The organism is Flavobacterium sp. FG139, from assembly GCF_057809695.1.
Map to the genome: position 1 here is coordinate 67,623 of NZ_JBMDKL010000006.1, position 14,122 is coordinate 81,744.

13 protein-coding genes are annotated in these 14,122 nt (G+C 34.3%); 7 read left to right on the top strand and 6 right to left on the bottom strand.

What is annotated here, in order from left to right:
- Positions 1-115 precede the first annotated feature (115 nt).
- Positions 116-2,263, top strand: coding sequence for a TonB-dependent receptor (locus ACODSI_RS06675; RefSeq protein WP_488916061.1), 2,148 nt, complete (start codon positions 116-118; stop codon positions 2,261-2,263).
- A gap of 53 nt (positions 2,264-2,316) precedes the next feature.
- On the opposite strand, the gene ACODSI_RS06680 is transcribed toward ACODSI_RS06675, so the two are convergent.
- Entirely contained in the window at positions 2,317-2,739 is a 423-nt protein-coding gene (locus ACODSI_RS06680; protein ID WP_488916062.1) for a Rieske (2Fe-2S) protein, read from the bottom strand.
- Between the two features lie 249 nt (positions 2,740-2,988).
- On the opposite strand from ACODSI_RS06680, the gene greA reads away from it, so the two are divergent.
- The 3 genes from greA (at position 2,989) to ACODSI_RS06695 (ending at position 4,806) form a co-directional block, all read left to right on the top strand.
- Positions 2,989-3,465 carry a transcription elongation factor GreA gene (gene greA, locus ACODSI_RS06685; RefSeq protein ID WP_481790762.1) on the top strand — a complete coding sequence of 159 codons (477 nt, stop codon included), beginning with the start codon at positions 2,989-2,991 and terminating at the stop codon, positions 3,463-3,465.
- Between the two features lie 2 nt (positions 3,466-3,467).
- Positions 3,468-3,857 (top strand): HIT family protein, encoded by a 390-nt coding sequence (locus tag ACODSI_RS06690; RefSeq protein ID WP_488916063.1) that lies wholly within the window; start codon positions 3,468-3,470, stop codon positions 3,855-3,857.
- 73 nt (positions 3,858-3,930) lie between these two features.
- Positions 3,931-4,806, top strand: a complete 876-nt coding sequence (locus ACODSI_RS06695; RefSeq protein ID WP_488916064.1) for an SH3 domain-containing protein — start codon at positions 3,931-3,933, stop codon at positions 4,804-4,806.
- A gap of 1 nt (position 4,807) precedes the next feature.
- Here ACODSI_RS06695 and ACODSI_RS06700 read toward each other — a convergent pair whose 3' ends face one another.
- A complete protein-coding gene (locus ACODSI_RS06700; protein ID WP_488916065.1) occupies positions 4,808-5,953 on the bottom strand; it encodes a sensor histidine kinase in 1,146 nt (381 codons plus the stop codon).
- A 102-nt stretch (positions 5,954-6,055) separates the two neighbouring features.
- Here ACODSI_RS06700 and ACODSI_RS06705 point away from each other — a divergent pair, with 102 nt between their 5' ends.
- The 3 genes from ACODSI_RS06705 (at position 6,056) to aat (ending at position 8,067) form a co-directional block, all read left to right on the top strand.
- Positions 6,056-6,931, top strand: a complete 876-nt coding sequence (locus ACODSI_RS06705; RefSeq protein WP_488916066.1) for a flavin reductase family protein — start codon at positions 6,056-6,058, stop codon at positions 6,929-6,931.
- Positions 6,932-6,942: 11 nt separating this feature from the next.
- Complete coding sequence (locus ACODSI_RS06710) at positions 6,943-7,320, top strand: DUF3127 domain-containing protein (protein ID WP_488916067.1); 378 nt, start codon at positions 6,943-6,945, stop codon at positions 7,318-7,320.
- Between the two features lie 111 nt (positions 7,321-7,431).
- Positions 7,432-8,067, top strand: a complete 636-nt coding sequence (gene aat, locus ACODSI_RS06715; RefSeq protein ID WP_488916068.1) for a leucyl/phenylalanyl-tRNA--protein transferase — start codon at positions 7,432-7,434, stop codon at positions 8,065-8,067.
- Here the strand turns inward: aat and ACODSI_RS06720 are convergent.
- From ACODSI_RS06720 to ACODSI_RS06735, 4 genes are all read right to left on the bottom strand, one after another.
- The gene (locus ACODSI_RS06720) at positions 8,064-8,798 is read right to left on the bottom strand and encodes a YoaK family protein (protein WP_488916069.1); all 735 of its coding nucleotides are present in this window, start codon (positions 8,796-8,798) and stop codon (positions 8,064-8,066) included. The two genes, aat and ACODSI_RS06720, sit on opposite strands and share 4 nt — an antisense overlap.
- 100 nt (positions 8,799-8,898) lie before the next feature.
- Positions 8,899-9,459, bottom strand: coding sequence for a DNA-3-methyladenine glycosylase I (locus tag ACODSI_RS06725; RefSeq protein ID WP_488916070.1), 561 nt, complete (start codon positions 9,457-9,459; stop codon positions 8,899-8,901).
- Positions 9,449-10,099: a queuosine precursor transporter gene (locus tag ACODSI_RS06730; protein WP_488916071.1), complete on the bottom strand. Its 651-nt coding sequence runs from the start codon at positions 10,097-10,099 to the stop codon at positions 9,449-9,451. The genes ACODSI_RS06725 and ACODSI_RS06730 overlap by 11 nt, the downstream gene beginning before the upstream one ends.
- A gap of 5 nt (positions 10,100-10,104) precedes the next feature.
- The gene (locus ACODSI_RS06735; RefSeq protein ID WP_488916072.1) at positions 10,105-13,872 is read right to left on the bottom strand and encodes a TraB/GumN family protein; all 3,768 of its coding nucleotides are present in this window, start codon (positions 13,870-13,872) and stop codon (positions 10,105-10,107) included.
- Positions 13,873-14,122 lie beyond the last annotated feature (250 nt).

Below are 14,122 nucleotides of genomic sequence, written 5' to 3' on the forward strand. Positions count from 1 at the left end.
TGTTTAGGGAAAAGTGACAAAACAGAGTGCACGCTGAACTTTGTCACAGGAAACAAACATTTTTATTTTTAACCAAGAATAATTACCTCTTTTTATTCGTAACATTTTTTTACGAATGGAAAATTTATGTACTCAAAAGGCGAACGTTAAAAGTCGAAAGTCGAAAGTCTATTTTTTGGCATCTATCCTCTTTTCTCTTTTCTCTTTTTATTCTTTTGGTCAAGAAAAGGCCAAAGACACTACCAAAGTTACACAACTCGATGAAGTTCTAGTTTCAGCAATTAGAGTAACGACCAAAACGCCTGTTAGTTTTAGCAATTTAACTAAAAAAGATTTCAAATTTCGAAATCTGGGGCAAGACATTCCAATTTTAATGAATTTTATGCCGTCTGTTGTGACTACTTCTGATGCCGGAAATGGTGTGGGCTATACCGGAATTCGCGTCCGCGGAAGCGATGCCACTCGTGTTAACGTAACCATTAACGGAATTCCGTATAACGATGCGGAAGGAAGCGGCACCTATTTTGTGGATTTGCCCGATTTTGCTTCGTCGGTAGAAAGTTTGCAGTTGCAACGCGGTGTTGGGACTTCAACCAATGGCGCTGGTGCTTTTGGTGCGAGTTTGAACATGTTGACCGACTCATATTCGAAACAGAGTTCGGGTGAAATTTCCAATTCGGCAGGTAGTTTTAACACAAGAAAAAACACGGTTAAATTCAGTACGGGTTTGATGAACAATCATTTTGAAATTGCTGGAAGATTGTCTCAAATTAAATCGGATGGCTATATTGATCGAGGTTCGTCGAATTTAAGATCGTATTTTCTACAAGGAACGTATGTTGGAAAAACGACTATCATCAAAGCATTGACCTTTGGTGGAACCGAAAAAACCTACCAATCTTGGAATGGAATTGATGGCGAAACGCTCAACGGAAACCGAACGTTCAATTCGGCTGGAATGTTTACCGATGAATTTGGAACTACGCGTTTTTACGATAATGAAACTGATAATTACCAACAAGATCATTACCAATTGCATTGGAATGAAAAAGTTTCGTCGACTTGGAACACCAATCTAGCGGTTCATTATACCAAAGGGAAAGGCTATTATGAAAATTATAAAGAAGATGCCGATTTTGCCGATTATGGATTGACGCCAGTTGCCGGACAAACATCTACTGATTTGATTCGTCAAAAATGGTTGGACAACGATTTTTATGGAACTACATTTTCAGCCAATTATAAAAAAGACAAAGTCGATTTTATTTTTGGTGGCGCTTGGAACAAATACAACGGAAAGCATTTTGGCAAAGTAATTTGGGCACGATATGCTTCTACTAGTGAATTGGGCGATCATTATTATGATGATTACGGTAATAAAACGGATGGCAATGTGTTTGCAAAAATCAACTATCAACTGACCGAAAAATTCAGCCTTTATGGCGATTTGCAATACAGAACCGTGAATTACAAAGCGAATGGTTTAGGCGCTAATTTGGTAAACGACACGTTCCATTTCTTCAATCCAAAAGCGGGTTTGAATTATACTATCGACACTAAAAACAGTTTGTATGTATCGTATGCCAGAGCCAATCGCGAACCCAACCGAACCGATTACGAAGGTGGTACCGTGAAACCTGAAAAATTGAATGACTACGAATTGGGTTGGCGCTATGCTTCGACAAAAGTAAAATTAAATACCAATGTGTATTATATGGCGTATAAAGACCAATTAATTTTAACAGGTAACTTGGATGGTGTTGGAAATCCGATACGTTCGAATAGTGAAAAAAGCTACCGATTGGGATTGGAAGTTGATGCGACCATCTCACTTTCAGAGCAAGTGTTTATTCGACCAAATATTACGATAAGTCAAAATAAAAATGTCGATTTGAATGTTGACGGAACAAACTTCGGAAATAAAAATATTGCGTATTCACCAAATGTAGTGGCAGGAAATATATTTGTTTACAAACCAACAGAACAGTTACAATTGTCCTTACTGTCTAAATTTGTAGGCGAGCAGTATTTGAACAACATCGAATTACAAGAAGCTCGTTTACCCGATTATTTCGTGAATGATGTGAATGTATCGTATGAAATCAAACCAAAATCGGTGTTCCAATCGATTGTATTCACTGGATTGATGAACAATGCTTTCAATAAAAAATACATTTCTAACGGGTATATGTATGATGTATATCCGTACTATTATCCGCAAGCAGGACGAAATTTCTTGTTGGGATTGACGTTAAAATTTTAGAAATAGTTTTTAATAAAAAAAGCCAAGTTAGTATTTCTGACTTGGCTTTTCTCTTAATTGTACACCCTAACAACATCACCGTTTACTTCAACGCGGTATTGTTTTAAAGGATATTCTTTTCCGGGCGCTTGACCCGTATATAGATTGTAGTTTTCGCTTGAACAAGGGCAATTGGCATTAGAAGCGCTAATTGTTAATAAAGAACAAGTGCTCAAAGCTTGATTAGGGCATGCACCATCAAAAGCATTATAAGTACTTCCGGTATTAAAAACAATAACACCTTTGGATGGGCCATTTGTGGGATAAACTCGTACTGCATTTCCGGTAAATTTCAAATTGGAATAACTCGGTAAATTAGTGTTGAGATCCATTGAAAAAGCATAGTTGGGTAAATATGGGTTATTGTTGTTGAATTTGTCTTTAGAACACCCAAACAACACAACAGAAAATGCAATTAGTAACAGTGTCTTTTTCATTTTAAAAAAATTAGCAAAAGATTGGTTCAAAAAAAATTAATTTCGTTAACTTTGTATTTCATTATCATACAAAAGTAGGAATTTAATATACAAATTATATATCTTTGAAAAAAGAAATCCCGTTGCGATGGGATTTTTTCTATTTTATGATAACGACTAAAAGGTAGTTTTTGATATACTACAATCCAAATAATAACTACTATTTAACAATTTGAATTTTAGAATAGCAGTAAATAAAGAAATGAAATTATGAGCACTGTATCTTATTACACAGCAGACGGACTGAAAAAATTAAAAGAAGAATTAGATCATTTAAAAAGTGTGATGCGCCCTAAAGCATCAGCAGACATAGCAGAAGCCAGAGACAAAGGCGATTTGTCTGAGAATGCAGAATACGATGCTGCCAAAGAAGCGCAAGGAATGTTGGAAATGCGCATCGCTAAATTGGAAGAAGTGTATTCTAATGCACGATTGATTGACGAAAGTAATTTAGATTTGTCTAAAGCTTTGGTATTATCAAACGTAAAAATTAAAAATCAAGCCAACGGAATGGAACTAAAATATACTTTAGTTGCCGAAAGTGAAGCCGATTTAAAAACAGGAAAAATCTCGGTAACTTCTCCAATTGGTAGAGGTTTGTTAGGGAAATCTGTAGGAGAAATAGCAGAAATCACGGTACCTAATGGTACGTTGAAATTTGAAGTGTTAGAAATTTCAAGAGACTAATCATGTCGAGTATTTTCACCAAAATAGTCAACGGAGAAATTCCATGTTATAAAATCGCTGAAGATGATAATTTTTTGGCATTTTTAGATGTGAATCCCAATGCCAAAGGACACACGTTGTGTATTCCGAAACAAGAAATCAATAAGTTGTTTGACATTGAAGACGATTTGTATTTGGCGTTGATGGCATTTTTAAAAAAAATCGCAATAGCACTAGAAAAAACGGTGCCTTGTAAACGAATTGGAATGGCAGTAATTGGGTTGGAAGTGCCGCATGCACACGTTCATTTGATTCCGCTAAACGAAATGGATGAAATGCGTTTTCAAAACAAAGTTGCTTTAACCAAAGAAGCCTTTGAGGATTTAGCCAAAGCAATTCAAAATAATTTGTAAAATAAAAAATTAAACAAGCTCCACAAATTTGCAGTTTCTTCGGTAAGTTTGTGGAGTTTTTATTGTTGTAAATATGAAAAAAGCCTTATTAATACTGGTATTGCTTACTCAAATAAGAGCGTTTTCTCAAGAGAGAAGTTCGCATAATTATTACTGGAGTAACGAAGAAAATAGGAAAGCTATGGTAGGTGTTGCCAATTGCTATGTCAGAGAAAATCCTTCTACTAAAGCGGCTTTGTTGGATTCCCTTCAAATGGGAAAAGAGATAACGGTACTCAAATCGACGGATATTGATTATGCCATCAAAGGGCTGAATGTGTCTTGGGTTGAAATTGAATACCAAAACAAATTAGGTACTATTTCTAAAGGGTATCTGTGGAAAGGCTTTATAGCGTTGGGATATGCCAAAAAGAAAGGGTTAACCTTTCTAACGACCTTAGATAAATATGAAATTAGAAAGAAGGACAGTATGGATGTTTTTTCCATTTCTGCTAAAGTTTTAAACGATCAAAATGTGTTTTTGGGTCAAAAAACAGTTCAAGAAAGTTTGGGTGAAAGTTCTTATTTTCAAAACAAAGCAATAGGAGGTTTAGGGTTAACAAATGTGGTGGATATATACAGAATTAGTTTTGAAGGAGAAGCGTGCGGAGTGGCATCACTATTCTATTATTTCGCTTGGAACGGCACTAAAATGATACAATTGCCAAGTAAATTTGCTGTAGGCGATGCCGGAATTTACTATCATACGGAAGATTTTATTTTTCCAAAAGAAAAAGGAGGAAAGCCCGACATGATACTAAAAGTTTTTAAAGAAGGTCAATCGCAAGACGAAGAGGCTATTCATCCGATTTTTGATGTTGAGGAATGGCAAGAAATTTACAAATGGGATGGAGAAAAAGCTGTGTTTTTTCAAAAAAGCAAGGTAAAAAAATACCGAAGAAAAGAGTAGACTACTTTGCTTTTTTGTACAAAATCTGCATGGTAGTTCCTTTGTCAATTTCAGATTGTAATACTTTTATTTTTCCTTTGTGGTATTCTTCTACGATTCTTTTAGTTAACGACAAACCCAAACCCCAGCCTCGTTTTTTGGTGGTAAAACCAGGTTCGAAAACGCGTCTAAATTGATTCTTCGGAATTCCTTTTCCGCTGTCAGAAACGTTGATTTTTATATGCTGTCCATCGTTTTCTATCGCCAAACTTAATTTTCCGCGACCTTTCATTGCATCAATAGCATTTTTCATAAGATTTTCAATCGTCCAACTGTGAAGTTCTGGATTTAATAAAACCATTATGGGATTGTTGGGTGCTGTAAAACTAAATTCCACTTGATTAGAAAAACGCGATTTTAAATAATCAAACGATCTAAATGTTTCTTCCACAATATTTTTTTGTTCCAAAATGGGTTCCGATCCAATTTTAGAAAAACGTTCGGTAATAATTTGCAAACGGTTGATGTCTTTCTCAATTTCAGAAATCGTGGTTTCATCTACATTATCGGCTTTCATAATTTCGAGCCAACCTATTAATGACGATAAAGGTGTCCCAATTTGATGCGCGGTTTCCTTTGCCATTCCGGCCCAAAGTTTGTTTTGAGTGGCCATTTTGGTACTTCGATAGAAATTGTAAACTACAGTGCCAAACAAGAAAATAATCAGCAATAAGGCAATTGGATAATATTTTAATTTATTCAGCAAAGATGAATCGCCGTAATAAAAGTATTGAAACTTACCCGGCAGGTATTCCATTTTAATAGCGTCGTTTTGCGATTTTAATTCTTCCAGAAAGGCTTTTAGTTTTAACGAATCTTTTTCAATGTCGTTATCAATATTGGTGTGATTAATTATTTTGTTGTCTTGTGTAACAATAATCGGAATGCGAGCATCTTGGATGATTTTAAGAGGCAACTCTAAGTCGGTATTGATATCAGAGTTTATGAGTGTTTTTTGAGCTTGTGCCCATTGCTCCATTTTGTTGCGTTCTTCCGTTTTAAAGATTTGAAAAAAGGAATACGTATTCCATAAAATAAGCAAAACAATGCAGAACGATGCAATGATAATGATCCAGCGTGTAATGTTTCGTCTTTCGGAAAATTGCATGTATAAATTTTTGTTTAAAAGTAAGGATTTTTTTCAAAATTGTATCCATTATTCAAATTGCTGTACTCATCGATTTACTATCTTTGTGCAAACTAAATCTTTATGTTAACAATCGATCCCAAAGAACTTTCGCCTGTAAAATTACAAGGTTATTTACAAAGTGCCGTGGCACCTCGACCTATTGCATTTGCAAGTACATTAGATAAAAATGGAAAACCCAATTTATCGCCGTTTAGTTTCTTTAATATCTTTAGTTCGAATCCGCCAATTTTAGTTTTTTCACCAGCACGACGCGTACGAGACAATTCCATTAAACACACATTGATTAATTGTCAAGATACCAAACAAGTTGTGATTAATGTGGTGAATTATGATATTGTGCAGCAAATGTCGTTGTCCAGTACAGAATATCCCGATGGAGTGAACGAATTTGAAAAAGCAGGATTAACGCCGATTCCATCCGAAATTGTAAAGCCCTATCGCGTGGCCGAAAGCCCAGTGCAATTGGAATGTAAAGTCAACGAAATCATCGCTCTTGGAACCGAAGGTGGTGCTGGAAATTTGATTATTTGTGAAGTCGTAAAAATACACATCAATGAAGCTGTTTTAGATGCTAATGGAACCATCGATCCAGTGAAAATTGATTTGGTTTCAAGACTAGGTGGCAATTGGTATTCAAGAGCCAATCAAGGATTGTTTGAAGTTGAAAAACCATTGGCTACTTTAGGAATTGGTGTGGATGCTATACCAAATTTTGTTAAAGAAAGTACTGTTTTTGACGGAAACGATTTAGGTAAATTAGGAAATGTTGAAGCCTTGCCAACCGAAGAAGAAATTACTATATTTGTAAAACAAAATTTTGGAGTAAAAGGAGTTTTAAGTGCCGATGATGAACTGAAAAAACACCAATTAGCCAAAGAATATTTAGATAAAAATGAAGTGCTAACCGCATGGAAAGTGCTTTTAGCCAAACAATAAACAATTATATTATGGAAGTTTTAGGAAAAGTAAAAGTGATTAATGCAGAGCAACAAGTAAGTGCTTCGTTTAAAAAAAGAGAGTTAGTGGTAACTACAGATGAGCAGTATCCACAACACATTATGATTGAATTTACTCAAGATAAATGCGATTTGTTAAATAATTATACTCCCGGTGAAGCGGTAAAAGTTTCTATCAATTTAAGAGGTAGAGAATGGGTAAACCCACAAGGAGAAACTAAATATTTTAATTCTATCCAAGGTTGGAGAATTGAAAAATTACAAACAGAAGCTCCAGTTGCACAACAAATGCCTCCAATGCCAGCAGCAGAAGCATTTGCACCAGCAACGAATTTTAAAGAAGAAGAACACGACGATTTGCCTTTCTAACAGGAGAATAAAGTAAAGAATAAAGACTGCCATTCTAATTTTTTGTAAATTTTAGAATGGCTTTTGCTTACTAAATCTTTTCTCTTTCTTCTTTTTTCTATTTTCTCAAAAATGTATTTTCTAACCAAAGAACTCTATTTTCCACCAGTTGATGAAGCTTCCTACGAAGGGATTTTGGCTTTGGGTGGTGATTTGTCGGTAGAGCGATTACTGTTGGCTTATCATAGCGGAATTTTCCCATGGTTTAACGACGATGAGCCTATTTTATGGTGGTCACCGCCCGAGCGAATGGTAGTCAATCCACACGATTATAAGGTTTCCAAAAGTCTTCGAAATATCATCAACAGAAATATTTTTGAGGTTACTATGAATAAAAATTTTGAGGCCGTGATTTCGAATTGTCAAACGATTGCTCGTAAAGGCCAAGAAGGTACTTGGATTACCAATGACATCATAGAATCATATACAAAATTGCATCGTTTGGGTAAAGCCCACTCGTTTGAAGTTTGGCAAAATAACGAACTGGTTGGCGGATTGTATGGTGTAGATTTAGGTCATGTTTTTTGTGGTGAAAGCATGTTTTCTAAAGTGCCAAATGCTAGTAAAGTGGCTTTTGTGAAGTTGATAGACTACTTAAAAACCAATAATTATAAGCTATTAGACTGTCAAGTGCACAATGATCATTTAGAAAAATTGGGTGCTTTTGAAATCTCAAGAGCAACTTTTATGATGATACTAAACTCTTAATTCTCATCTTCGTCATGAAAACTCGATTTTATTTTTCTTTTAGTTAAATGATAATAGATCACAATATTGTCGAATAATAAAGCAATAGTAAGGGATAAAGCTGCAAAAAGCAGTATTTTCAATTTGAATTTTTCAAATAAAAATCCGCCAAGAACACACCCTAAAAAGAAAAAGAAAATAATGGAAAGTCGGAGAAAAACACTTCTTCTTAATCGAGTTTTTTCTTCGGGCTTCTTATAAAATAAAAGTTGTGACAATTCAATTCCTAAATCTGTAAATAATCCAGTAAGATGTGTTGTTCTTACAACGGATTGAGAAATTTGAGTAACCAAGGCATTTTGAATTCCCATCGCAAAGAGCAATAAATAAGCAATATGTTCTTGATGGGTAACACATCCCAAACCTACAATTGTCAAAATTAAGACTTCAATTCCCATTGGAAAAGCATGAGCAATTCGGGGTTTAATTTTTGATATAATTTCAATTAAAGTGTTACAAACAAATGCACCAACAAGAAAAAAGAAAATAAAAAGTAAAAAGGTTATTGACTTTGAATAATTTTTTAATGAAACTTCTTCAGCAAAATAAGCAAAATGACCTGTGACATTTGTAGTTAATGTAGCCACAGAAAGCACACCAGCAATATTTACAATACCCGCAATAAATGATAGATTGGAGGCTAATCGCAAATTGTGTAAATAGGTTCTTCTACTTCCTTTGTGGCGAAACATGATTGATTAATTATCTAATAAAGATACAATTTAAAATCAATATTAAAATCGTAAATGGAATGAGATTTCTGAATGAAAAACTGAAAACTGCAATTGAAAATTAACGTTTCGTCCAGCAATCTTCTATATGGTCATTTACCATTCCTGTGGCTTGCATGTGAGCATACACTACTGTTGAGCCCACAAACTTGAAGCCGCGTTTCTTTAAATCCTTACTAATTGCGTCTGAAAGTGGCGTCGTTGCCGGAACTTCTCTTAGTGATTTTCTGTTGTTATCAATTGGTTTCCCATCGGTAAATGCCCAAATGTATTTCGAAAAACTTCCGAATTCTTCTTGCACTTTTATAAAAGCAATAGCATTAGAAATCGTGCCTCTAACTTTCAATTGGTTTCTAATGATTCCTGCATCTTGAAGTAATTCTTGGATTTTTACTTCATCATAATTGGCCACTTTTTTATAGTCGAAATTATCAAAAGCAGTTCTAAAGTTTTCTCTTTTCTTCAAAATAGTGTACCAACTCAAACCAGCTTGAAATGTTTCTAGAATTAAAAACTCAAATAATTTATCATCGTCATAAACAGGTTTTCCCCATTCGTTATCATGGTAATCACGATACAAATCGTCTTTTTCACACCAAGCACATCGAATTTTAGTTTGCATCTTTTTTCAAGTATTTTTCAATTAGTGAATGGCCTAAATAGATCATAGGCGTCATTAAAATGGCAATAATTAATTTCACAAAATAACCCGTTATTCCCGATTTTAGATATTGTTCGGTTGTCATTATACCAGTGGCCCAGAAGGCAATTCCCAATACGATAAAACTGTCAAATAGTTGTGAAATTACAGTAGAACCTGTGCTTCGCAACCAAATCATTTTGTCTCCTGTTTTTTTCTTTACGAAATGAAATAACGTTACATCAATTAATTGCGATACTAAAAACGCTACGATACTTCCAACAATAATCCATTGGCTTTGTCCGAAAACCGCTTTAAATTGGTCGGTGCTGACCGAACTGATGCCGGTGGACGGAATTTTTATGGCAAAATATAATATCAAAAAGGTGTAGGCAATTAAAGAAGCCGTAATTAGGGATAGTTTTCGAACTCCTTTTTCGCCAAAATATTCATTAATCAAATCGGTGCTGACAAAAACAATCGGCCAAGGCAAAATTCCGATACTCATCGGAACGCCAAAAACATCAATTAATTTACCACCAATAAGTTCTGCTACTACAGCATTGGTAATAAATATTCCAGCAAGAATAACATAAACGGTATCTTTTCTAGATCTAAACATAGATATTAATAATCTTCTAAAGGGAAATTTATATTTTCATCTTTTTGTTTCTTAAAAGAAGCTCTCGAGTGTTTTTCATTTAAGGATTCGGTGATAATTTCGGCGCACTTTTTCTTAACATCATCGTCTTCCGAAATGTTTTCAGAACTAAATACTTTGTAAGCTAAAGCATTGATTTTTTTGCCGTCATTGATGAAAGCAATTGGATACAATTCTTTTTTGGCTACTTCATCTTTGTCGACTTTTCTAACAATTTCGAAGAAAAAATACGTGATTTCTTTTCCATTATTGGCTACAACTTGTTTTTCTAGTAATGAAATAGCATCTTTTTCTTTAAGGTTTTCAAAATTAATGACCGCTGCTTTGGCAATTTCGTCGTCTTCGATATGTTCTATAAAGCTTTTTTTGTCTTGGTTCAATAGCAATTGAACGGTGATGTATTTGGTTTTAGAATTGTTTAAAGCTTCCTGAATTTCGGCATCAGAATACGTGTTGTTGATTATTCCCAATCGGAGTAACTCTACATTCAACTGCGGAATATCAAGCTTCTTTATTTTAGTTAGTAATGCCTTTGAATCAGTATTTTCTGGAAAATTAGAAAGTAAACTCATGTAATTGAGTAAGTCGGCAACTGGAGCTTCAGAGGTTTCAACAGATTCAGAATAATCTACCACTTCTTGTATTTCATCTTCGTTTGAAGCATTAGTAACTGCTGCCATTGCTTTTTTAACGATATCCGCAGCAGAGGCTTTGTCGTCGTCTTCAATCGGGTTTTTTTCTTTCCAACTGGCAATTCTTTTGTATTCTAATTTGGCGTTGGTTTCGATGATTTTTCTAAACGAATTTAGTTTTTTTGCAGGAACTACATTGGCATCAAAAAGGGTATTGCAGAAATTAATGATTGGCGCATTGTATTCCTTAATGCTGTAATATTGGAAGATTTCTGGGAACAGTGTTTTGCTGTTTTCCAAATCTTCTTCAAAGCTAGAAAACAGGTTTTTGATTTCATACTCATTATCGGAAAGCGGTAAATCGTAAGCTAATAATTCGGCTATTTTTTTGTAAGCTGATTTTGATTTTTGATGAGTAAGTGCTTCCAAAACACTAATTTGAACAGCTGTTTTAGCATCATCTTTCTTGTATAACCCATCGAGATACGGAATTACACGAGGATCTTCAATTTCGCCTATTTTTTTAATAAGAATTTCCAAAGCGTTTAATTCACTGTCTTTAAACTGAAAAGAGTCTATGAAATTAGTCACTGTGTCAAAATCTTCTTTGTTGATTTTTAATTGAAAAACCGAATTCATCGCCGAATAACGAATGGTGTCTTTTTCACTCATCACATCTTCCATGAAAACTTTTAATTTATCATCAAAAACAGAAGTGGCATTCTTTTCTTTAAAAACAACAGAATTGAAGGTTTTCTCTATAAACGAATCGTCATTTTTATAATTTCTATCAACCAAGGCCGTTAATTGGGTGTTGGAATCTCCGTTAAAAAACACCTTATATTTTATAGCTTGAGTCGCTTTTGGACGAGAAACTAAGGCTTCAAAAACATGTATGTTTTTCTCTTTATCGTAAGAAGTTGATTCGCTAATAATCTCATAACGATCTTCTTTGTCATCCATAATTTTATTCCATTGTGATTTGGTGAATCCTTTTCGGCTATTGAAATCATAATTCAATAAAGAAACACTTGTAGTAGAGTCTTCATAATCGTCATCATACTCATCTTCGTATGGATTTTCTGTAAACAACGATTCTTTAAGAAAGGTTTTTCTAAAATCACTTTTTATGGAATCTAAGTTTTGTACATATTCATAGCGATGGTATTTGTAATATTCTAAATCTACCGATTTTCCAGATTCTGAATAGAAAGTATGTTCTACCGATTTAGAAATGAAAGCATTTTTGCTTTTCCATGCTCTTCTTTCTTGGTTTAAGTCTAAAAACAGGTTTTCGTTTTGTTTCTTAGGAATATCTATTTGAAGTTTGGCAACCGTATCGTTATACGTTTTTGCTTCGGCTAGGTAATTGAATTTTTCTTCCTGAAATGAGTCGAAAAACTTATTCGTATTGGCATCAGACGAATTTACGGTTCCTAATAAATAATACTTTTCGCCATGAATGACCGATTTCAATTTAATCGTTTTAGTGCCAATTTTAGATTCGGATGTAAACGATTTTCGCAACGTATCATAATTGGTTTTGGTTGAATCTATTTCGTGTTGAAGGTAAAATTCATAGTGCATTTGTTTCAATTCAAACTCAGTATCTTCCAATTCTTGTGTGCTGTTGAGTGTACGTTCAGACAGAAAATAATACGCTTTTTCGTTGGCATCATAGGCTTGAATGTCGGTGTTTTTTACTTCGTCTTGATCATTTCCATACACTAAGTTAAACGAAGGAACAACAACAGAGAAACCGCCTTTTTTTGGGGTAACTTTTTCCCATGTATTTTTAATAGATTTAATCTTGATTTTGTCAAAAATTTCTTTGTCAAATTGTTTGGTGTAGTTGCCCGGACCAGTCATCGAAACCGTAATTAATTCTAATGGTGTGATGTAAAATCGCCAATGCTGATTGTTGCCGTTTTTGGTGGTATTTTTGATGTCGTAACCTACATAATTCTCGTCTTTTATTGCGTTTTTTTCCACTATTTCGCCAGCAATATTTTCAAAAAACAAACTGTCCAACGACTTCGGATTATAGAGTTCATTCTTCTTGTCGAGAAAAGAATTTAGCGGTATTCGTTTGATGTTTATGGCACCACCGTTAGTAAAATCTGGCGATCCAATATTTTCATCATTCCGAATAATTTTCTTATTCAAGGGCATTTTGACCATTTCATCTGTTGTGGAAGAAATCGTAAATCCTGGATTTGGAAAAAAATCTTCAATTGCTTTCTTTTGTTTTTGGCCATCTTCCGAAATAACATCAATAATTGGTGTTACCGTGTAGCCTTTATTTCGCAAGAGTTGAATAACACCTTCTTTTCCTGCCAGATGCGCCGCGCCAATAGCAGAAAATAAGCTACCAGTTCGTGCAAGCGAATCGATGCTTTTTGCCATAATAACGTTTCTGTTGCCGATCAATACGTTATGTACTTTTTTAGAAAACATCAATTTATAAATAGAATCCAACATCACGATGTCTTTTTCTCGATAATAGTTTTTCAACGTTTCATTGAAGTTGCCATTTTTCATTAGCTTCATTAACTTTTCAATGTTTTTATCGTCGGGTTTGGCTTCATCGGGATTGATTCTCATGATGGAAAGAATCGATTCTTTAGCGCTTTCTAAACCGACTATGCGTTTTTTGTATTTTCTACCCGTTTGATAGATAAACATATCCAAAACGGTATTTTCTTGAAAATCGGCTTGTGCTCCTTCGATACCCGAAAGCATGTTGGTAAAATAGTTGGTATTCTCAAAAGAGGTTCCAATCGTTTCTTTTTTAACCGGATTCATATAAAAGGAACGGTAAAAATTATACGGCGATTCCAACGAATTTTTTTTAATTAAACCAATAATTTCATCCCAAGTCTCGGGATCACTTTCGTTACTAACAATATCAGAATTTAAAAGATGTTTAAAAAAAGCATCCGAAAGATGGTACGAAACCTTGTCGTTTACGTGCATCGTGCCATATAAATACGAGTTTTTAGTCAATCCGTTGCCCGAGATTTCCCAAAACAACGTTTTTTCTTTTTGTGCCAATAATAGGGAAGAGCATAGGAGCGATAAAAGGAATAGCGATTTTTTCAAGAGTATAAAAGTGTTAGGTTTATAATAAAACTAATGATGTAGGTTCAAGACCAGCATTGGCAATCCATAAATTTCAATAAATATAGAAATAAATTTGTGAATCCTAAAACGGAGTTTAGATTTTAATAGTTGTTTAATTATCATGCTTTTTTAGTGTAGAACTGATTATCGTAAAATGTAATGCAATAAAAAAACCTCATTTCAATTAAGAAACGAGGTTTTCTATTGTAGATACGTTGTACTTCGTACT

Bases quoted from the DNA above. Each gene is read 5' to 3' on its own strand.
- ACODSI_RS06680 (WP_488916062.1), bottom strand. From the start codon at position 2,739: ATGAAAAAGACACTGTTACTAATTGCATTTTCTGTTGTGTTGTTTGGG.
- ACODSI_RS06675 (WP_488916061.1), top strand. From the start codon at position 116: ATGGAAAATTTATGTACTCAAAAGGCGAACGTTAAAAGTCGAAAGTCG.
- ACODSI_RS06705 (WP_488916066.1), top strand. From the start codon at position 6,056: ATGTTAACAATCGATCCCAAAGAACTTTCGCCTGTAAAATTACAAGGT.
- ACODSI_RS06730 (WP_488916071.1), bottom strand. From the start codon at position 10,099: ATGTTTAGATCTAGAAAAGATACCGTTTATGTTATTCTTGCTGGAATA.
- ACODSI_RS06710 (WP_488916067.1), top strand. From the start codon at position 6,943: ATGGAAGTTTTAGGAAAAGTAAAAGTGATTAATGCAGAGCAACAAGTA.
- ACODSI_RS06720 (WP_488916069.1), bottom strand. From the start codon at position 8,798: ATGTTTCGCCACAAAGGAAGTAGAAGAACCTATTTACACAATTTGCGA.
- aat (WP_488916068.1), top strand. From the start codon at position 7,432: ATGTATTTTCTAACCAAAGAACTCTATTTTCCACCAGTTGATGAAGCT.
- ACODSI_RS06725 (WP_488916070.1), bottom strand. From the start codon at position 9,459: ATGCAAACTAAAATTCGATGTGCTTGGTGTGAAAAAGACGATTTGTAT.
- ACODSI_RS06690 (WP_488916063.1), top strand. From the start codon at position 3,468: ATGTCGAGTATTTTCACCAAAATAGTCAACGGAGAAATTCCATGTTAT.
- ACODSI_RS06700 (WP_488916065.1), bottom strand. From the start codon at position 5,953: ATGCAATTTTCCGAAAGACGAAACATTACACGCTGGATCATTATCATT.
- ACODSI_RS06695 (WP_488916064.1), top strand. From the start codon at position 3,931: ATGAAAAAAGCCTTATTAATACTGGTATTGCTTACTCAAATAAGAGCG.
- greA (WP_481790762.1), top strand. From the start codon at position 2,989: ATGAGCACTGTATCTTATTACACAGCAGACGGACTGAAAAAATTAAAA.